Annotated in this window: 17 protein-coding genes and 1 riboswitch; of the genes, 13 read left to right on the top strand and 4 right to left on the bottom strand. The window is 68.2% G+C overall.

Translation table 11 applies throughout. The features are described 5' to 3' along the window. Positions 1 to 101 precede the first annotated feature (101 nt). Positions 102 to 299: a hypothetical protein gene (locus CFB81_RS13795; protein ID WP_050014609.1), complete on the top strand. Its 198-nt coding sequence runs from the start codon at positions 102 to 104 to the stop codon at positions 297 to 299. A gap of 94 nt (positions 300 to 393) precedes the next feature. Here the strand turns inward: CFB81_RS13795 and CFB81_RS13800 are convergent, their stop codons facing one another. After that, a complete protein-coding gene (locus CFB81_RS13800) occupies positions 394 to 762 on the bottom strand; it encodes a hypothetical protein (protein WP_069619621.1) in 369 nt (122 codons plus the stop codon). Between the two features lie 162 nt (positions 763 to 924). Between CFB81_RS13800 and glpD the strand changes: the two genes are divergently transcribed. The 4 genes from glpD to CFB81_RS13825 all read left to right on the top strand — a co-directional run bounded on the left by glpD (position 925) and on the right by CFB81_RS13825 (position 5,829). Next, positions 925 to 2,448 carry a glycerol-3-phosphate dehydrogenase gene (glpD, locus tag CFB81_RS13805; protein WP_089435597.1) on the top strand — a complete coding sequence of 508 codons (1,524 nt, stop codon included), beginning with the start codon at positions 925 to 927 and terminating at the stop codon, positions 2,446 to 2,448. 111 nt (positions 2,449 to 2,559) lie between these two features. Beyond that, on the top strand, positions 2,560 to 4,062 hold the full coding sequence (gene glpK, locus CFB81_RS13810) for a glycerol kinase GlpK (RefSeq protein ID WP_089435598.1): 1,503 nt from the start codon (positions 2,560 to 2,562) through the stop codon (positions 4,060 to 4,062). Between the two features lie 80 nt (positions 4,063 to 4,142). Further along, a complete protein-coding gene (locus tag CFB81_RS13815; protein ID WP_050014615.1) occupies positions 4,143 to 4,859 on the top strand; it encodes an MIP/aquaporin family protein in 717 nt (238 codons plus the stop codon). Positions 4,860 to 5,142: 283 nt separating this feature from the next. After that, positions 5,143 to 5,829, top strand: coding sequence for an HAD family phosphatase (locus tag CFB81_RS13825; protein WP_069619618.1), 687 nt, complete (start codon positions 5,143 to 5,145; stop codon positions 5,827 to 5,829). Between the two features lie 71 nt (positions 5,830 to 5,900). On the opposite strand, the gene ribB is transcribed toward CFB81_RS13825, so the two are convergent. The 3 genes from ribB to CFB81_RS13840 form a co-directional block, all read right to left on the bottom strand. Then, complete coding sequence (ribB, locus tag CFB81_RS13830; RefSeq protein ID WP_006489272.1) at positions 5,901 to 6,611, bottom strand: 3,4-dihydroxy-2-butanone-4-phosphate synthase; 711 nt, start codon at positions 6,609 to 6,611, stop codon at positions 5,901 to 5,903. A gap of 118 nt (positions 6,612 to 6,729) precedes the next feature. After that, a riboswitch (FMN riboswitch) is annotated at positions 6,730 to 6,878 on the bottom strand. Positions 6,879 to 7,056: 178 nt separating this feature from the next. Then, positions 7,057 to 7,743, bottom strand: a complete 687-nt coding sequence (locus CFB81_RS13835) for a helix-turn-helix domain-containing protein (RefSeq protein ID WP_069619617.1) — start codon at positions 7,741 to 7,743, stop codon at positions 7,057 to 7,059. A 219-nt stretch (positions 7,744 to 7,962) separates the two neighbouring features. Next, positions 7,963 to 9,138, bottom strand: coding sequence for an MFS transporter (locus CFB81_RS13840; RefSeq protein ID WP_089435844.1), 1,176 nt, complete (start codon positions 9,136 to 9,138; stop codon positions 7,963 to 7,965). Between the two features lie 147 nt (positions 9,139 to 9,285). Here CFB81_RS13840 and CFB81_RS13845 point away from each other — a divergent pair, with 147 nt between their 5' ends. The 8 genes from CFB81_RS13845 to lnt all read left to right on the top strand — a co-directional run bounded on the left by CFB81_RS13845 (position 9,286) and on the right by lnt (position 17,619). Next, entirely contained in the window at positions 9,286 to 10,218 is a 933-nt protein-coding gene (locus CFB81_RS13845; RefSeq protein WP_089435600.1) for a LysR family transcriptional regulator, read from the top strand. A gap of 213 nt (positions 10,219 to 10,431) precedes the next feature. Then, a complete protein-coding gene (gene miaB / locus CFB81_RS13850) occupies positions 10,432 to 11,805 on the top strand; it encodes a tRNA (N6-isopentenyl adenosine(37)-C2)-methylthiotransferase MiaB (RefSeq protein ID WP_089435601.1) in 1,374 nt (457 codons plus the stop codon). Between the two features lie 33 nt (positions 11,806 to 11,838). Next, positions 11,839 to 12,885 (top strand): PhoH family protein, encoded by a 1,047-nt coding sequence (locus CFB81_RS13855; protein ID WP_050014641.1) that lies wholly within the window; start codon positions 11,839 to 11,841, stop codon positions 12,883 to 12,885. 152 nt (positions 12,886 to 13,037) lie between these two features. Continuing rightward, positions 13,038 to 13,814, top strand: a complete 777-nt coding sequence (ybeY, locus tag CFB81_RS13860; RefSeq protein ID WP_069619613.1) for an rRNA maturation RNase YbeY — start codon at positions 13,038 to 13,040, stop codon at positions 13,812 to 13,814. A 12-nt stretch (positions 13,815 to 13,826) separates the two neighbouring features. Continuing rightward, positions 13,827 to 14,459 carry a gamma-glutamylcyclotransferase gene (locus tag CFB81_RS13865; RefSeq protein ID WP_069619612.1) on the top strand — a complete coding sequence of 211 codons (633 nt, stop codon included), beginning with the start codon at positions 13,827 to 13,829 and terminating at the stop codon, positions 14,457 to 14,459. A 70-nt stretch (positions 14,460 to 14,529) separates the two neighbouring features. After that, on the top strand, positions 14,530 to 14,679 hold the full coding sequence (locus CFB81_RS36095; RefSeq protein WP_176730229.1) for a hypothetical protein: 150 nt from the start codon (positions 14,530 to 14,532) through the stop codon (positions 14,677 to 14,679). A gap of 296 nt (positions 14,680 to 14,975) precedes the next feature. Then, a complete protein-coding gene (locus CFB81_RS13870; RefSeq protein ID WP_021160150.1) occupies positions 14,976 to 15,863 on the top strand; it encodes an HlyC/CorC family transporter in 888 nt (295 codons plus the stop codon). Positions 15,864 to 15,915: 52 nt separating this feature from the next. Next, positions 15,916 to 17,619 carry an apolipoprotein N-acyltransferase gene (lnt, locus tag CFB81_RS13875; RefSeq protein WP_089435602.1) on the top strand — a complete coding sequence of 568 codons (1,704 nt, stop codon included), beginning with the start codon at positions 15,916 to 15,918 and terminating at the stop codon, positions 17,617 to 17,619. Positions 17,620 to 17,670: the final 51 nt, after the last annotated feature.

Raw genomic sequence — 17,670 nt, forward strand, 5'->3', positions numbered from 1 at the left:
GCCGGCGAATACAGCTTTCCCCCCAAGCCATACCCCTGCGGGTATCGCGCGTCGGCGTATGCGCCGGCCGCGCGGGCAGTCCGATTGCCATGGAGAGAACGATGCTGAGTCCGCATGAATTCGCCACGCTCTTGCTTGTGAAGGACGCGCCTGATCAGCGCGACATGGATCGGGATGAACTGGACATCCTGCTCGAACAACAGCTCGTCCGCCTGGAAGGGCTCGGCTCGGGGCGCAGATACTGCGTGACCGAGACCGGCGACGCCACGCTGCGATCCGTCAAGTACCGCTATTCGTAAGCCCCGCTGTTCCCGACCTTGACCTGATCGCGCGGCCGGCATCCGGCCGCGCGATCGTTCCCGCCTCCCGCCTGCCCGTTCGCCGCCGCCGGCTTCAACCGCCGCGCAGCGTCGGATCGACCGCCGCCCGCCAGCTGATGGCCTGTGCGCGTGCGTCGTTGAAATACGCGATCCAGCCCGCGCGTGCCGCCGCGTCAGGCGCCACATAGTGGGTCGAAAGTTCGTTTACGAACGCACAATAGTTTGCTTCGGTCAGCCCCCGATAGCGTTTCGCGACGTACGCGTCGTACAGCGTCGAATAGACCGGCTGCGCGTCCGCGCCCCAGTCGCGCGCGGCGCCGCCGCACGACGTCTGCAGGTCGACGAACGACGGCGCGCGCCAATTGCCGGCGAGCGGCGGCGTACCCGCGCCGCACCCCGCCAGAAGGATGGCGCACACGCCGGCCCACATCCCAATACGCATGATTCACCTCGCGAAACGGTCGATTTCGCCAGTATCGTCCGGGATCGTGTCGCGCGCTACTGGCCCCGCTTTTTCGAACTTTACTTTTTCGATTTCGTTCGTTAAATTTCGAATTCGAACATTTCATGTTCGCCTCATTTCAACAGACGATAAGGACAGCAGGTGACCCAACCGAATCGCTACGATCTGCTCGTCGTCGGCGGCGGCATCAATGGCGCGGGGATCGCGCGCGACGCGGCCGGCCGCGGCCTGTCGGTCATGCTCTGCGAGCAGGACGACCTCGCGTCGCACACGTCGTCGTCCAGCACGAAGCTGATTCACGGCGGCCTGCGTTATCTCGAGTACAACGAGTTCGGACTGGTGCGCAAGGCGCTGCAGGAGCGCGAAACCCTGCTGCGCGCGGCGCCGCACATCATGTGGCCGCTGCGCTTCGTGATGCCGCACATGCCGAACCTGCGCCCGGCCTGGCTGATCCGCATCGGCCTGTTCCTCTACGATCACCTCGCGAAACGCGAACTGCTGCCCGGCTCGCGCGGCATCGACATGCGCCGCCATGCGGCCGGCGCGCCGCTGATCGACTCGATCAAGCGCGGCTTCGTGTATTCCGACGGCTGGGTCGACGATGCCCGCCTCGTCGTGCTGAACGCGATGGATGCGAAGGAGCGCGGCGCCGAGATCCTCACCCGCACGAAACTCGTTTCCGCCGAACGCCGCGGCGACGAATGGGAGGCGCGGCTGCAGCACGCCGACGGTTCGATCCGCGTCGTGCATGCGCGCGCGATCGCGAACGCGGCCGGCCCATGGGTCGGCGACGTGCTGCACGGCGCGCTCGGCCGCGGCGCGCATCACAGCGTGCGGCTCGTGAAGGGCAGCCACATCATCACGCGCCGGCTGTTCGATCACGATCACGCGTACATCTTCCAGAACCCGGACAAGCGGATCATCTTCGCGATTCCGTACGAGCACGACTTCACGCTGATCGGCACGACCGACGTCGAATACACGAACGATCCCGCGAAGGTCGCGATCGATCGCGACGAGACGCAATATCTGTGCGATTCGATCAACCGCTACTTCAAGCGCAAGATCTCGGCTGCCGACGTGCACTGGACCTATTCGGGCGTGCGCCCGCTGCTGGAAGACGAGAACGCGGCGAACGCGTCGGCCGTCACGCGCGACTATCGCCTCGAACTCGACGACGGCGCGGGCGCCCCGCTGCTGTCGGTGTTCGGCGGCAAGATCACGACGTTCCGCAAGCTCGCGGAAGAAGCCGGCGACATGCTGTGCCGCGCGCTCGGCCGCGAAGCGAAGACCTGGACCGCCGGCGTCGCGCTGCCGGGCGGTGATATCGCGGACGCGAAGTTCGACGTGTTCGCCGGCGCGTTCGCGAAACGCCATCCGTGGTTGCCCGCCGCACTCGCACGCCGCTATGCGCGCGCGTACGGCACGCGTGCGGAGCGCGTGATCGACGGCGCGAAGTCGCTCGCCGACCTCGGCGCCGAAATCGCACCGGGCATCCACGACGCCGAACTGCGCTACCTGCGCGACGCCGAATGGGCGACCTGCGCGCAGGACGTGCTGTGGCGCCGCTCGAAGCTCGGCCTGCACGTCGCGCCCGGTACGCTCGACGCCGTGACCGCCGCGGTCGACGCGTGGTTCGCCGCCGCGCATGCACCGCACGCCTGACCCGAATGCACATTGCAGTTGCCGTTGCCTGACCGACGTTGATTCACCGACGCGCCGCCCACATGCGGCGCGCATCACAACTAAGCCAATCCACGGATGGAGATGAGAGACATGCAGGACCAGTACATCCTCGCGCTTGACCAGGGCACCACGAGTTCCCGCGCGATGCTGTTCGATCGCCAGGGCAATATCGTATCGATCGCCCAGAAGGAATTCGAACAGATCTACCCGCAACCCGGCTGGGTCGAGCACGACCCGCAGGAAATCTGGTCGACGCAAGCCGGCGTCGCCGCGGAAGCCGTCACGCGCACGGGACTGAACGGCACGTCGATCGCCGCGATCGGCATCACGAACCAGCGCGAGACGACGATCGTCTGGGATCGCGAGACGGGCCAGCCCGTCTACAACGCGATCGTCTGGCAGGACCGCCGCACGGCCGACTTCTGCGACTCGCTGAAGAAGCAAGGGCTCGAAGCGACGGTGCGCGCGAAGACCGGCCTGCCGATCGACTCGTACTTCTCCGCGACGAAGATCCGCTGGATCCTCGACAACGTGCCGGGTGCGCGCGACAAGGCGCGCCAGGGCAAGCTCGCGTTCGGCACCGTCGACAGCTGGCTCGTATGGAACTTCACGAAGCACGAACTGCACGTGACCGACGTGACGAACGCGTCGCGCACGATGCTGTTCAACATCCATACGCGCGAGTGGGACAGCGAGCTGCTCGAACTGCTCGACATCCCGCGCAGCATGTTGCCGGAAGTGAAGGCGTCGTCGGAGATCTACGGCCACACGAAGACCACCGTGTTCGCGTCGAAGATTCCGCTCGCGGGTATCGCCGGCGACCAGCACGCGGCGCTGTTCGGCCAGATGTGCACGACGTCGGGCATGGTGAAGAACACCTACGGCACCGGCTGCTTCCTGATGATGAACACCGGCGACAAGCCGATCGAGTCGAAGAACAACCTCGTCACGACGATCGCGTGGCAGATCGGCGACGACGTGCAGTACGCTCTGGAAGGCAGCATCTTCATCGCGGGTGCGGTCGTGCAGTGGCTGCGCGACGGCGTCGGCCTCATCAAGACGGCCGCCGAGATCGAAGCGCTCGCCGCGAGCGTGCCGCATACCGACGGCGTCTACCTCGTGCCCGCGTTCGCCGGCCTCGGCGCGCCGCACTGGAACGCGCGGGCGCGCGGCTCGGTGTTCGGCGTCACCCGCGGCACGAGCGCCGCGCACCTCGCGCGCGCGGCGCTCGATGCGATCGCGTACCAGTCGCTCGACGTGCTGGCCGCGATGGAAGCCGATTCGGGCATCAGCATCGGCGAGCTGCGGGTGGACGGCGGCGCGAGCGCGAACGACCTGCTGATGCAGTTCCAGGCCGACCTGCTCGGCGTCGACGCGGTGCGTCCGCAGATCACCGAGACGACCGCGCTCGGCGCGGCCTATCTCGCGGGCCTCGCGATCGGCTACTGGAAGAATCTCGACGAAGTGCGCGACCAGTGGCAGCTCGATCGCCGCTTCGCACCGTCGATGCCGAAGGAGCAGGTCGAACAGCGCATGGCCGGCTGGCAGCGTGCGGTGCGCGCCGCGAAGGCATGGGCCGACGACACCCAGTAATCCAAATAAAGCCAAACGAAATACAACAACACCGGCGGACCGCGCAGCGCGCGAGTCCGCCGTGACTTCGAGAGACAATCATGTCACCTTATATTGCAGAATTCATCGGCACCGCGATCCTCGTGCTGCTCGGCAACGGCGCGGTCGCAAACGTGCTGCTTGCAAAGACCAAGGGCAAAGGCGCGGACCTGATCGTGATCGTGATGGGCTGGGCGATGGCGGTATTCGTCGCGGTCTACGTGACCGCGTCGTTCAGCGGCGCGCACCTGAATCCGATCGTCACGATCAGTCTCGCGCTCGCGGGCAAGTTCGCGTGGTCGAAAGTCGGCGGCTACGTGCTCGCGCAGATGCTCGGCGGGATGGCGGGCGCGTTGCTCGTATGGCTCGCGTATCGCCAGCACTTCGCGAAGGAAGCCGATGCGGACCTGAAGCTCGCGGTGTTCTGCACGGCGCCGGCGATCCGCAGCACCACGCACAACGTGCTGACCGAAGCGATCTGCACGTTCGTGCTGATTCTCGGCGTGCTGTACCTCGCGTCGCCGCAGGTCGGCCTCGGCGCACTCGACGCGCTGCCCGTCGGCCTGCTGGTGCTCGGCATCGGCATCTCGCTCGGCGGCCCGACCGGCTATGCGATGAGCCCCGCGCGCGACCTGTCGCCGCGCATCATGCATGCGCTACTGCCGATTCCGGGCAAGCGCGACAGCGACTGGCGCTATGCGTGGGTGCCGGTGATCGGCCCGCTGCTCGGCGGCGCCGCGGCAGCCGGCCTGTATCTGCGTCTGCACGCGATGGCCTGATCGCGGTGCGAACGAAGCGCGCGGCGTTCGCTGTCGCGCGCTTCACTCCCCTCTTTTTTCTGTCGGCCGTCACGAGCCGCGGCCCGGGCGCGCCGCCGGCCGACTACATTCGCCATGCGGGCGGCATCGCGACAGACGTGCCGGAGCCGTTCTTGCCCGAACGCTCCCGGCACGCGTATGCGCCGCATCGGGCACATTGACCGCCGCGTCGCGGGGCCGGCGCGTGAAAGCACGTATGATGGCGAATCGATCGGCGTCGCCGATATCCCGCGTTTTCCTCACCATGCTCGATCACCTTATCTGCGACTGCGACGGCGTGCTCGTCGACAGCGAAGTCATCGCCGACCGCGTGCTGCTCGACACGCTGTCCGCCACGTTCCCGAACCTCGATTTCGAAGCCGCCGCGAAGTCGGCATTCGGCCAGCAGACGTCGCGTTTCCTCACCGGCATCGAAGCCCGCTTCGGGATCGAAATGCCCGCCAACTTCATCGAGACCATCGAGCACAACATCGAAGTCGCGCTCGCGCAATCGCTCGCGCCGATCAGCGGCGTGCGCGACGCGCTGCTGAAGGTCACGCTGCCGGCCGCCGTCGTGTCGAACAGCCGGCTCGTGCGCGTGCGCAGCTCGCTGAAACGGGCGTCGCTCACCGAGATCTTCGGCGAGCGGGTGTTCAGCTCCGAACAGGTCGCGCGGCCGAAGCCCTACCCCGACGTCTACCTGCACGCGGCGCAAACACTCGGTGTCGCGCCGGCGCGCTGCGTCGTCGTCGAGGACAGCATTTCGGGGTTGAATGCCGCGCGGGCGGCCGGGATGAAGACGATCGCGTTCGTCGGCGCGAGCCACATCCCCGACAACTACGCGGACGCGCTGCGCGCGATGGGCATCACGCGGATCATGCGCAGGATGGACGAACTGCCGGCGCTCGTCGAAGCCGGCATGCGCGGCGAATTCGGCGACGTGCAGTCCTGATCGTCATGCGAGCCGGATCGGGTCGATCCGGCCGCGCCACGGACGCGCGAACGCGCCCGCCTTTCCTTCGCTCAGGCCGGCTCGCAGCAGCGCTCACGCGCTGCCGCCAGCGCCTCGCGAAACTCGACGAGTTCCGCGATCGTCAGCATCGGCAGCCCGTGCCGTTGCGCGAAGCGCTCGACATCGTCGCCGCGCGTCATCGTGCCGTCCGGATTCATCAGCTCGCACAGCACGCCGGCCGGCTTCAGGCCCGCGAGGATCGACAGGTCGACCGTGCCTTCGGTGTGACCGCGGCGCGCGAGCACGCCGCCCGGTTGCGCACGCAACGGAAACACGTGGCCCGGGCGCACGATGTCGTGCGGCTTCGCGCCGTCGGCGATCGCCGCGCGGATCGTCGTCACGCGATCGGCCGCCGACACGCCGGTATGCACGCCTTCGCGCGCCTCGATCGACACGGTGAACGCGGTGCCGTTGCGGCTTTCGTTGGTCTGCACCATCGGCGGCAGTTCGAGCGCGCGCACCGTATCGTCGGTCAGGCACAGGCACACGATGCCGCTGCACTCGCGAATCAGCAGCGCCATCGTCTCGGGCGTGATGCGCTCGGCGGCAACGATCAGGTCGGCTTCGTTCTCGCGGTCGTGGTCGTCCTGCAGCACGACCGCGCGGCCCGCGCGCATCGCGTCGAGCGCGGCGGCGATGCGCGGCGGCACCGGTTCGGAATCCAGTAACGGGAGATCGGCAAAGGCGTCGGCAGGCGCCGACGAAACGGACATCAAGGACATGTGAAACGCTCCTCGCAAATACGATTTGGGCGAAAAACGTTTCAGGGCATTGCAAACAGACAGAACGACAACCCGCTTCGCATGCAGCGCGAAGCGGCCCTGACGGACATGACTATCTGCACATCTTCTCTCATCCGGACTATGACCGTCGGCTCTGGCATTCGACCAGATCTGCTGACCCCGCGCGGATGCGCGGGCGCTCGCGGGCTCGCCGGCTTACGCCAGCCTACCGCCGGTGGGGAATTTCGCCCCGCCCTGAAGACGCACTGATTGCCGGACGGGAACACCCCGTCATCGGCGGGCCAAGCATACAACAGCCGCACACGACGCGCAGCGTAAAACCTTACTGACGACCCCGTCTAACGGCATCGTCCGAACGGCCGGCGGACGAACCCACGATCCCGCGAAAAGCGCGAATCGCAGCCGCGCCGCGCAGCCTGCGCGATCAGTTGACGGCCGCGTGCGTCGCGTCGGGCACGAGCCAGCGCGGCGGCACTTCAGGGCTCACCGTCACGCGGAACGCACGCGCTTCGCTGTCGCCCGGGTTGCGCAGGCTGTACGGCTGGTCGGCGTCGAACACGATCGCGTCGCCGGTCGCGAGCAACTGGCGGCGGTCGTGCACGCTCACTTCGAGCGTGCCTTCGCTGACGACGAGGTTGACGGTCGTGCCGGGCGCGCGGCGCGCGCCGGGCTCGGTATGCAGCGGCGCGATCCGCAGCTCGTGGAATTCGGCCGCGGCCGGCTCGCCCTCCGGATACAGCGCACGTGCCGAGAAGCGGCCGTTCGAGCTGACGACGCGCGACGCGCGCTCGGCCGCCAGATGCTCGAAACCGTTCACCGCATGGCGCCGCAGGAACGCGGCGACCGATACCTTCAGCGCCGCGGCGATCTTGCAGAGCACCTTGATCGACGGCACGCTGCGCGCGGATTCGATCTGCGCGAGCATCGCGCGCGACACGCCGGACAGCCGCGCGAGCGCGTCGAGCGACAGTTGCCGCTCGGCGCGCAAGCGCGCGAGGTTCACGCCGACGACCTGCTCGAGGACGTCGAGCGACGCGGCGCCGCGTCCGTCGGCGGCATTGCCGGACTCGAAGGAAGACACGTCGCGCACGAGCGCCAGGGATGAAGACATAGCATTGCCTCCGGGCCGCTGCGCGGCCCTGCGTAGGGGGTAAGCCGGAATCGGAATCGGGTTGCGCCGGTCATTGGCGCGTATCGAGACGCTATCACCCGGCCTGATACGGGCAAACGAAGTTATCTTCACACCGTTATCAGCATCGCGGAGGAATACGTTTCTCGCGAACCTTTTCCCGCCGCTATGGCGTCGCCGCGCAGGGCGCCGTGGGGACGCTCACTGCGCCGCCGGCGCCGCGCCGCGCGCCGGGCCGCGCGCATCGAGCCGCATGGCGAGCCACGTGACGACCAGCGCCGCGAACGTCACCGCGACCGCGACCCACGGCAGCGCATCGAGCGCGAAGCCGTGTTCCAGCGCGACGCCACCGAGCCACGCACCGCCCGCATTGCCGACGTTGAACGCGCCGATGTTCAGCGTCGACGCGAGATGCGGCGCGCTCGCGGCTTTCTCGACCACGCGCGCCTGCAGCGGCGGCACCGTCGCGAATGCGGCGATCCCCCAGACGAACACGGTGACCGCGGCCGCGACCGGCAGGTGGCTCGTCTTCGCGAACACGGCCATCACGGCCATCAGCGCGACGAGGATCGCGATCAGCGACGGCATCAGCGCGCGGTCGGCCAGCTTGCCGCCGATCGTATTGCCGATCGTCAGGCCCGCGCCGAACAGCACGAGGATCAGCGCGACCGCGCGCGGCGAGTAGCCCGACACGGTCTCGAGAATCGGCGCGATGTACGTGAACACGACGAACACGCCGCCGAAGCCGAGCACGGTCATCAGCAACGCGAGCCACACCTGCGGCTCCTTCAGCACGCGCACTTCGTGGCCGAGGCCGACCGGCCCGCTGTCGTGGCGGTTCGGCACCAGCGCGGCCACGCCGCCGAGCGCGAGCACGCCGAGCGCGGCGACGATCCAGAACGATGCGCGCCAGCCGAGCAGTTGGCCGACGAACGTGCCGAACGGCACGCCGAGCACGTTCGACAGCGTGAGCCCCGTGAACATCAGCGCGATCGCGCTCGCGCGCTTGTCGGCCGGCACGAGCGACGCGGCGACCACCGCGCCGATGCCGAAGAACGAGCCGTGCGCAAACGACGTGACGACGCGCGCGACCATCAGCATCGCGTAGCCGGACGCCGTCGCGCACAGCACGTTGCCGACGATGAAGATCGCCATCAGCAACTGCAGCGCGGCCTTGCGCGGCATGCGGCTCGTCAGCACCGCGAGCAGCGGCGCGCCGACCGCGACGCCGAGCGCGTAGCCGGTGACGAGCAGGCCGGCCGACGGCAGCGACACGGCGAGGTCGTGCGCGACTTCGGGCAGCAGGCCCATGATGATGAATTCGGTGGTACCGATGGCGAAGGCGCTGATCGCGAGCGCCAGTAACGGAATGGGCATGACGTTCTCCGGAAGGCGGCGGCCGCGGCGCCCGGTCGGTGCCGCACCGCACAAGAAAGCGGGATGTGCGCGCATTGTCCCGAAGACGCCTATATTTGATAATTGGCGTGGCATTTGAACCATTTTCAAATATTTCTGGAAAATCGCATGGACCGACTGGGCGACATCCGGCTGTTCGTCGAGGCGGCCGAGCTGGGCAGCCTGTCCGCCGCCGGGCGCAAGCTGAACCTCACGCCGGCCGCCGCGAGCGCGCGGCTCGCGAAGCTCGAGGCGAAGATCGCGACGCGACTGTTCGAGCGCTCGACGCGGCAGTTGCGGCTCACCGACGAAGGCAAGCTGTACCTGAACTGCTGCCGCCAGGCGCTGCAGGCGCTCGACGACGCGGATGCGATGCTGCAGGAAGGCCGCAACGTCGTGAGCGGCAAGGTGCGGCTGTCGTCGACGTCCGATTTCGGCCGCCACCAGTTGCTCGACTGGCTCCACGAATTCACGACGCTGCATCCGGGTGTCACGTTCTCGCTGACGGCGTCGGATTCATCGTCGAACCTGTGGCAGGACGAGATCGACCTCGCGATCCGCTTCGCCGCGCCGCCCGACGGCGCGCTGATCGCCCGCCGGCTCGCGACCAACCGGCGCGTGCTGTGCGCGGCGCCGTCGTTCGTCGAACGCCATGGCGTGCCGGTCGACCCGCATGATCTGGCCCGCTTTCCTTGCAACGTGATCACGATTGCGTCCGGTCCGATGAACACCTGGCATTTCACGCGCGGCGACGAAGTGCAGATCCATACGGTGCCGGTGTCGACCGCGTTCGAGACCAACGACGGCGGCCTCACGCGCGAATGGACGCTGCGCGGCCACGGCATTGCGCTGAAGTCGCTGTGGGACATCGCCGACGACGTCCGCGCCGGCCGGCTGCGCGTGCTACTGCCCGACTGGCGGCACCAGGACGCGCCGCTGCACGCGATCTATCACAGCAAGCGCTACATGGCGCCGCGCGTACGCGCGCTGCTCGACTTTCTCGCCGAACGCTTCGCGCGCGAGGAAGCCGCGCTCGACGACCTGCTGAACGCATGCCGCTGACGGCCGGCCCGCCACGCCACCGGGGTCGGAACGCGAAAACCGGCGTCGCGCGCCCGCAACCGGCCGCCCGTCCGTCGTGGCGTGAAAAGCTATAATGGAAGGCTTTCCCGACGGCCTTTCCTGTCCAATGCGCGCGTTCGCGTGCCGCGCACGGCCGTCCCGATTCACCCTTGACGACGCCCCCAGGTCAACCACTGCGAACGGCGAATCCCCATGACCAAGAAAGTTTACGTAAAGACCTTCGGCTGCCAGATGAACGAGTACGACTCGGACAAGATGGTAGACGTGCTCAATGCGGCCGAAGGCCTCGAAAAGACCGACACGCCGGAAGACGCGGACATCATCCTGTTCAACACGTGCTCCGTGCGCGAGAAGGCGCAGGAGAAGGTGTTCTCCGATCTCGGCCGCGTGCGCGAGCTGAAGGAAGCGAAGCCCGGCCTGCTAATCGGCGTCGGCGGCTGCGTCGCGAGCCAGGAAGGTGCGTCGATCGTGTCGCGCGCGCCGTACGTCGACCTCGTGTTCGGCCCGCAAACGCTGCACCGCCTGCCGCAGATGATCGACGCGCGCCGCGCGAGCGGCCGCGCGCAGGTCGACATCACGTTCCCCGAAATCGAGAAGTTCGACCACCTGCCGCCCGCGCGCGTCGAGGGGCCGAGCGCGTTCGTGTCGATCATGGAAGGCTGCTCGAAATACTGCAGCTACTGCGTCGTGCCGTACACGCGCGGCGATGAAGTATCGCGCCCGCTCGACGACGTGCTGACCGAAGTGGCCGGCCTCGCCGACCAGGGCGTGCGCGAAGTCACGCTGCTCGGCCAGAACGTGAACGCCTACCGAGGCGCGCTGACGGCCGGTTCGACCGACATCGCCGATTTCGCGACGCTGATCGAATACGTCGCCGACATCCCCGGCATCGAGCGGATCCGCTATACGACGTCGCACCCGAAGGAATTCACGCAGCGCCTGATCGACACGTACGCGAAGGTGCCGAAGCTCGTGAGCCACCTGCACCTGCCGGTCCAGCACGGCTCCGACCGCATCCTGATGGCGATGAAGCGCGGCTACACGGTGCTTGAATACAAGTCGGTGATCCGCAAGCTGCGCGCGATCCGCCCGGACCTGTCGCTGTCGACCGACATGATCGTCGGCTTCCCCGGCGAGACCGACGAGGATTTCGACAAGATGATGGCGCTCGTGCACGAGATGAGCTACGACACCAGCTTCTCGTTCATCTACAGCCCGCGCCCCGGCACGCCGGCCGCGAACCTCGCCGACGACACGCCGCGCGAAGTGAAGCTCAAACGCCTGCAACATCTGCAGGCGACGATCGAGGAGAACGTCGCGCGCATCAGCCAGTCGATGGTCGGGAAGGTCGAGCGGATCCTCGTCGAGGGCCCGTCGCGCAAGGACCCGAACGAGCTCGCGGGCCGCACCGAGAACAACCGTGTGGTGAATTTCCCGGCGCCGCTCGCGTCGCACCCGCGCCTGATCGGCCAGATGATCGACGTGAAGATCAACCATGCGTACCCGCACTCGCTGCGCGGCGAGCTCGTGCTCGTCAGCGACGACGCGAGCGCGGCCACCCACTGACCGACCGCCGCCCGACAGGAGCCCGACGCTACTTTGAAGACCGTCCAAGCACTGGAATTCACCGCCCCGCGCGACGACAACGCGCGCCTCGCCAACCTCTGCGGTCCGCTCGACGAAAACCTGCGGCAGATCGAACAGGCGCTCGACGTCACGCTCGCGCGGCGCGGCCACCGGATCACGATCCGCGGGCGCGGCGCCAAGCTCGCGCTCGCCGCGCTCGAAAACTTCTACAACCGCGCGCGCGATCCGCTGTCGGTCGACGACATCCAGCTCGCGCTGGTCGAAGTGCGCCACACGGCCGGCAACGGCCGCCAGGACACGCTCGACGTGCGCTTTCGCGGCGACCCCGACCATCCGTTCGACGAGCCCGTCGCGCAGCTCGACGCCAGCGAACCGGAGGAAGAGCCGGGGCCGAAGCTCTACACGCGGCGCGCCGACCTGCGCGGCCGCACGCCCGCGCAGCGCGAATACCTGAAGCAGATCCTGCAGCACGACGTGACGTTCGGCATCGGGCCGGCCGGCACCGGCAAGACCTACCTCGCGGTCGCGTGCGCGGTCGACGCGCTCGAACGCGACCAGGTCAAGCGGATCGTGCTGACGCGCCCGGCCGTCGAGGCCGGCGAGCGGCTTGGCTTCCTGCCGGGCGATCTCGCGCAGAAGGTCGACCCGTACCTGCGCCCGCTGTACGACGCGCTGTACGACCTGCTCGGCTTCGACAAGACGGCCAAGATGTTCGAGCGCCAGATGATCGAGATCGCACCGCTCGCGTACATGCGCGGCCGCACGCTGAACCACGCGTTCATCATCCTCGACGAGGCGCAGAACACGACGCCCGAGCAGATGAAGATGTTCCTCACGCGGATCGGCTTCGGCTCGAAGGCCGTCGTGACCGGCGACACGAGTCAGGTCGACCTGCCGCGCGGCCACAAGAGCGGCCTCGTCGAGGCGCAGCAGGTGCTCGGCGGCGTACGCGGCATCGCGCTCACGCGCTTCACGAGCGCGGACGTCGTGCGCCATCCGCTCGTCGCGCGCATCGTCGAGGCGTACGACGAGTTCCACGCGCAGCATCAGGACGGCTGAGCGGCGCGGCCGCCCGCGCGCTCCCCCGGCCTGCCGGCCCGGCCCGCCAGACGGCGCGCCGGGCTTTTTTTCGCCCGCGCACGGCCGGTCCGAATTCGGGCGCGATCGGCCGTTTGGTGTATCCTCAACGCGTCCCAATCGCCGCACGCGTCATGAAATCCTCCCGTTCCCGCAAGTCCGGCCGCGCCCCGTCCGCCGCGTCCGAATCCCCCCGCCTTTCGCTGTTCGACGCGAAGGGCAAAGCCCGGACCGTCAACGCGCAAGGGCTGCGGATCGACTTCCCGGACGGCCGCAGCCTGATGTTCGACCTGTCGGGCAGCTCGGGCGACGCGGCCGTCGCGATCGTCGCGCAGCACAACGATCCGGCGATGCGCGCGAAGCTCGCGCTGCAGCCCGAGCACTACGACAGCGTGACGCTGCACGTCGGCGCCGAGTTCGCGCCGCGCGAGGACGATCCCGAAGACGAGCCGCGCGCGCTGGAATTCGACCTGTCCGTGCAGTACGGCGACGAGATCACGAGCGACGTGCGCAAGACGCTGCCGAAGCGCAAGCTGATCGCCGAATGGATCGAGCCGGCGCTGTTCGCGAGCGCGCAGCTCACCGTGCGCTTCGTCGGCGAGAACGAAGGCCGTACGCTGAACGCCGGCTACCGCCACAAGGACTATCCGACCAACGTGCTGACCTTCGCGTACGACCCGGCGCCCGATGGCACCGTGATCGGCGACCTCGTGCTGTGCTGCCCGGTGGTCGAGAAGGAAGCGCACGAGCAGGGCAAGCCGCTCGCGGCCCATTACGCGCACCTGCTGGTGCACGGCGCGCTGCACGCGCAGGGCTACGACCACGAGACGAGCGACGAGGACGCGGCCGAAATGGAAGCGCTCGAGGTCGACATTCTCGCGAAACTGGGTTTCCCGAACCCGTACCAGTAAGCCGTCCGCCCGATGCGCAACGCCGCGATGCTGCCGCCCGCCTACCCGCCGTCGATCGGCGAAGGACGCCTGCTGACGGAAGACGAGCTCGCGGCGTCGCTCGCGCAGACGATGCGCGACTGGGACGGCCGGCAGGATCTCTGGCTGTTCGGCTATGGCTCGCTGATCTGGAACCCCGGGCTGCCGACCGTCGCCGCCGTGCGCGGCAAGGTGCACGGCTACCATCGCGGGCTCTACCTGTGGTCGCGCGTGAATCGCGGCACCCCCGAACGGCCGGGCCTCGTGCTCGCGCTCGATCGCGGCGGCTCGTGCTCGGGCATCGCATTCCGGCTCTCCGGCCCGACCGCGCAGCCGCATCTCGAGACGTTGTGGAAGCGCGAAATGCCGATGGGCTCGTACCGGCCCGCGTGGCTGCCGTGCTCGCTCGAGACCGGCGAACGCGTGAACGCGCTCGCGTTCGTGATGCGCCGCGACGCACCGACCTATACGGGCAAGCTGACCGACCCCGTCGTCAAGGAAGTGTTCCGCTGCGCGGCCGGCCGCTACGGCACGACGCTCGACTACGTGAGCCGCACGGTCGATGCGCTGCGCGCGAGCGGCATCCCCGACCGCGCGCTCGAAGGGCTGCTCGCGCGATGCCGGTGATCCGGCACGACGCGCGGGCTGCCGCCATGCGACTCCGCGCCACCCGCGCATCCGCACGAGGACACACCCGATGAAACCGTCACGCCGGTCGCGTTGCAGGATCGCCGCACTGCTCGTCGTCGCGAGCGTTGCGCTGTCCGGCTGCGGAATACTCGGCTGCGGCGGCGCCGCGACCAACGGCGCGGCCGCCGGCGGCTGCTCGGCCGGCATGCGGTTCTGAGCGGCGCGCGACGCGTGCGCCCGCCTGCGGCGGAATGCCGCCGTCGCCGGCCGTTTCCCGCGTCCGGCCGCGCCGCCCTGCCCGCCGCCATTTTTTTGCCGCCATGCCCCGCCGGCGCTTTCTGCGATAGGATGGACCCGACGACGACGTCGCGCCCGGCGCGGCCGTCCGCGAGCGGGGCCCGCGTGAGCCGCCCACCCTGGCCGTACGGCCGGGTGACACGGTCGCGTCGTGCCCTTGGTGTATCCTTGCCTACTCCGTGACCGCGCGCCCCGGCATGACCCGGGCGCACCACCATGAACGATTCGTATCCCAGTCGTAAGCCAACCGACAAACCGCAAGAAAAGCGCTCGCTGCTCGAGCGCCTGACCGACTTCATCTCGCCCGAGCCCGAATCCCGCGGCGAGCTGCTGGAAATCCTCCAGGACGCCCACGAACGCAACCTGATCGACGCCGATTCGCTGTCGATGATCGAAGGCGTGTTCCAGGTCTCCGATCTGTGCGCGCGCGACATCATGGTGCCGCGCGCGCAGATGGACGCGATCAACATCGCCGACAAGCCCGAGGATTTCATCCCGTTCGTCCTCGAAAAGGCGCACTCGCGCTACCCCGTATACGAGGAGAACCGCGACAACGTGATCGGCGTGCTGCTCGCGAAGGATCTGCTGCGCTTCTATGCCGAGGAGGAGTTCGACGTGCGCGGGATGCTGCGCCCGGCCGTGTTCATTCCGGAATCGAAGCGCCTGAACGTGCTGCTGCACGACTTCCGCGTGAACCGCAACCACCTGGCGATCGTCGTCGACGAATACGGCGGCGTCGCGGGCCTGATCACGATCGAGGACGTGCTCGAACAGATCGTCGGCGACATCGAGGACGAATACGACTTCGACGAGGAAGCCGGCAACATCATCTCGGGGCCGGACGGCCGCTACCGCGTACGCGCGCTCACCGAGATCGAGCAGTTCAACGAGACGTTCGGCACCGATTTCCCCGACGACGAAGTCGACACGATCGGCGGCCTGATCACCCATCATTTCGGACGCGTGCCGCACCGCGGCGAGAAGCTGCAACTCGGCAACCTCGTGTTCGAAATCCAGCGCGGCGATGCGCGCCAGGTTCATGTGCTGCTGGTGCGCCGCAACCCGCTCGCCAGCCGTCGCGCCGAAACCTCGCACGAAGACTGACCGTTCCGCGCCAGCCGCGCTTCCTTCAACCGCTCGCCCTCTTCCGCTTCACATGGACGATCCGATTCCGTCCCGCCCGGCTGGCGGCCTTCTCGCGCCGACGCCCGGCCGCGCGCTGCCGCGCTGGCACTATCCGGCCGCGCTGCTCGCCGGCGCGGCCAATACGCTCAGCTTCGCGCCCACGCCGCATGGCGGCTGGCTGCAGCTCGTCGTATTCGTCTGGTTTTTCGCGCAGCTGACGCGCACGTCGAGCTGGCGCGGCGCCGCGCTCACCGGCGGCGCGTTCGGCTTCGGCAACTTCATCAGCGGCGTCTGGTGGCTCTACATCAGCATGCACGTGTACGGCGAGATGGCCGCGCCGCTCGCGGGCGGCGCGCTCGTGCTGTTCGCGCTGTACCTGTCGCTGTACCCGGCGTTCTCGGCCGGGCTGTGGTCGTTCTGCGCCGGTCATGCGTGGCACCGCCGCGAGCCCGACCCGCGGCCGTTCTCGCCGACCTGGCACGGCGCGTTCGCGTTCGCGAGCGCGTGGGCGCTCGGCGAATGGCTGCGCGGCACCGTGTTCACCGGCTTTCCGTGGCTCGGCAGCGGCTACCCGCAGGTCGATGGCCCGTTCGCGGGCTTTGCGCCGGTGGTCGGCGTGTACGGGATCGCGTGGGTGCTCGCGCTGTTCGCCGCACTCGTCGTGCAGGCGCTCGCCGCCGCGCGGCCGTCGCCGGTGCGTGACGGCGACGCCGGCGCATCGAGCGGCGACGCTCGCGTGCGCATCGCCGCGCCGGCCGGCATCGCCGTCGCGCTCGTCGCGGCCGGCCTCGGGCTGTCGCAGGTCACGTGGACCGTGCCCGCGAACGCGCCGCTCACCGTGCGACTGCTGCAGGGCAACGTGAAGCAGGACATCAAGTTCGAGCAGGAAGGCATCGACGCGGCGATCAAGATGTACCAGCAGATGATCGTCGAGAAGCCGGCCGACCTGATCGTCACACCCGAGACCGCGATCGCGGTGATGATCCAGGAATTGCCCGAGCCGTTCGCCGTCGCGATCCGCAAGTTCAGCGACACGACCGGCTCGGCCGTGCTGTTCGGCGCGGTCGGCGCGTCGGTGACCGAGGACGGCCGCTACGTCGACTACACGAACAGCCTGTACGGCGTGACGCCGAATTCGCGCGACATCTATCACTACGACAAGCATCACCTCGTGCCCTTCGGCGAATTCATTCCGTGGGGCTTCCGGTGGTTCGTCAACCTGATGAAGATGCCGCTCGGCGACTTCGCGCGCGGCGCGCCGGTGCAGAAGCCGTTCCTCGTGCACAACCAGCCGGTGATGGCCGATATCTGCTACGAGGATTTGTTCGGCGAGGAAATCGCCGCGACGATCCGCGACAATCCGCAGCCGCCCGGCGTGCTCGTCAACGTGACGAACCTCGCGTGGTTCGGTGACACGATCGCGCTCGACCAGCACCTGCAGATCGCGCGGATGCGCTCGCTCGAAACGGGCCGGCCGATGCTGCGTTCGACCAATACGGGGATGACGGCCGCGATCGACGCACGCGGCCGCGTGCTCGGTCAGTTGAAGCCGTTCACGATCGGCTCGCTCGACGTGCGGATCGAAGGCACGAGCGGCTTCACGCCGTACGTGACGAGCGGCAACAACATCGTGCTCGCGGTGTCGTTCGTGCTGCTCGCGTTCGGCTTCACGTTCGGGCCCGGGCTGCGTCGGCGCAACGGCCGGAAGCAGCCCGGCGGCGGCGAAGCGGAATGATGCAGCGGACCGCCGCCGCCGCGCGCGGCGGCCAGTGACCGCGAACCGGCC

It is taken from the genome of Burkholderia sp. AU28863 (assembly GCF_002223195.1).
GTDB lineage: Bacteria > Pseudomonadota > Gammaproteobacteria > Burkholderiales > Burkholderiaceae > Burkholderia > Burkholderia sola.

What these genes read in the sequence shown, in the direction of transcription:
- CFB81_RS13795 (WP_050014609.1), top strand. Translation starts at nt 102, where the DNA reads ATGCTGAGTCCGCATGAATTCGCCACGCTCTTGCTTGTGAAGGACGCG.
- CFB81_RS13800 (WP_069619621.1), bottom strand. Translation starts at nt 762, where the DNA reads ATGCGTATTGGGATGTGGGCCGGCGTGTGCGCCATCCTTCTGGCGGGG.
- glpK (WP_089435598.1), top strand. Translation starts at nt 2,560, where the DNA reads ATGCAGGACCAGTACATCCTCGCGCTTGACCAGGGCACCACGAGTTCC.
- CFB81_RS13815 (WP_050014615.1), top strand. Translation starts at nt 4,143, where the DNA reads ATGTCACCTTATATTGCAGAATTCATCGGCACCGCGATCCTCGTGCTG.
- CFB81_RS13825 (WP_069619618.1), top strand. Translation starts at nt 5,143, where the DNA reads ATGCTCGATCACCTTATCTGCGACTGCGACGGCGTGCTCGTCGACAGC.
- ribB (WP_006489272.1), bottom strand. Translation starts at nt 6,611, where the DNA reads ATGTCCTTGATGTCCGTTTCGTCGGCGCCTGCCGACGCCTTTGCCGAT.
- CFB81_RS13835 (WP_069619617.1), bottom strand. Translation starts at nt 7,743, where the DNA reads ATGTCTTCATCCCTGGCGCTCGTGCGCGACGTGTCTTCCTTCGAGTCC.
- CFB81_RS13840 (WP_089435844.1), bottom strand. Translation starts at nt 9,138, where the DNA reads ATGCCCATTCCGTTACTGGCGCTCGCGATCAGCGCCTTCGCCATCGGT.
- CFB81_RS13845 (WP_089435600.1), top strand. Translation starts at nt 9,286, where the DNA reads ATGGACCGACTGGGCGACATCCGGCTGTTCGTCGAGGCGGCCGAGCTG.
- miaB (WP_089435601.1), top strand. Translation starts at nt 10,432, where the DNA reads ATGACCAAGAAAGTTTACGTAAAGACCTTCGGCTGCCAGATGAACGAG.
- ybeY (WP_069619613.1), top strand. Translation starts at nt 13,038, where the DNA reads ATGAAATCCTCCCGTTCCCGCAAGTCCGGCCGCGCCCCGTCCGCCGCG.
- CFB81_RS13865 (WP_069619612.1), top strand. Translation starts at nt 13,827, where the DNA reads ATGCGCAACGCCGCGATGCTGCCGCCCGCCTACCCGCCGTCGATCGGC.
- CFB81_RS36095 (WP_176730229.1), top strand. Translation starts at nt 14,530, where the DNA reads ATGAAACCGTCACGCCGGTCGCGTTGCAGGATCGCCGCACTGCTCGTC.
- CFB81_RS13870 (WP_021160150.1), top strand. Translation starts at nt 14,976, where the DNA reads ATGAACGATTCGTATCCCAGTCGTAAGCCAACCGACAAACCGCAAGAA.
- lnt (WP_089435602.1), top strand. Translation starts at nt 15,916, where the DNA reads ATGGACGATCCGATTCCGTCCCGCCCGGCTGGCGGCCTTCTCGCGCCG.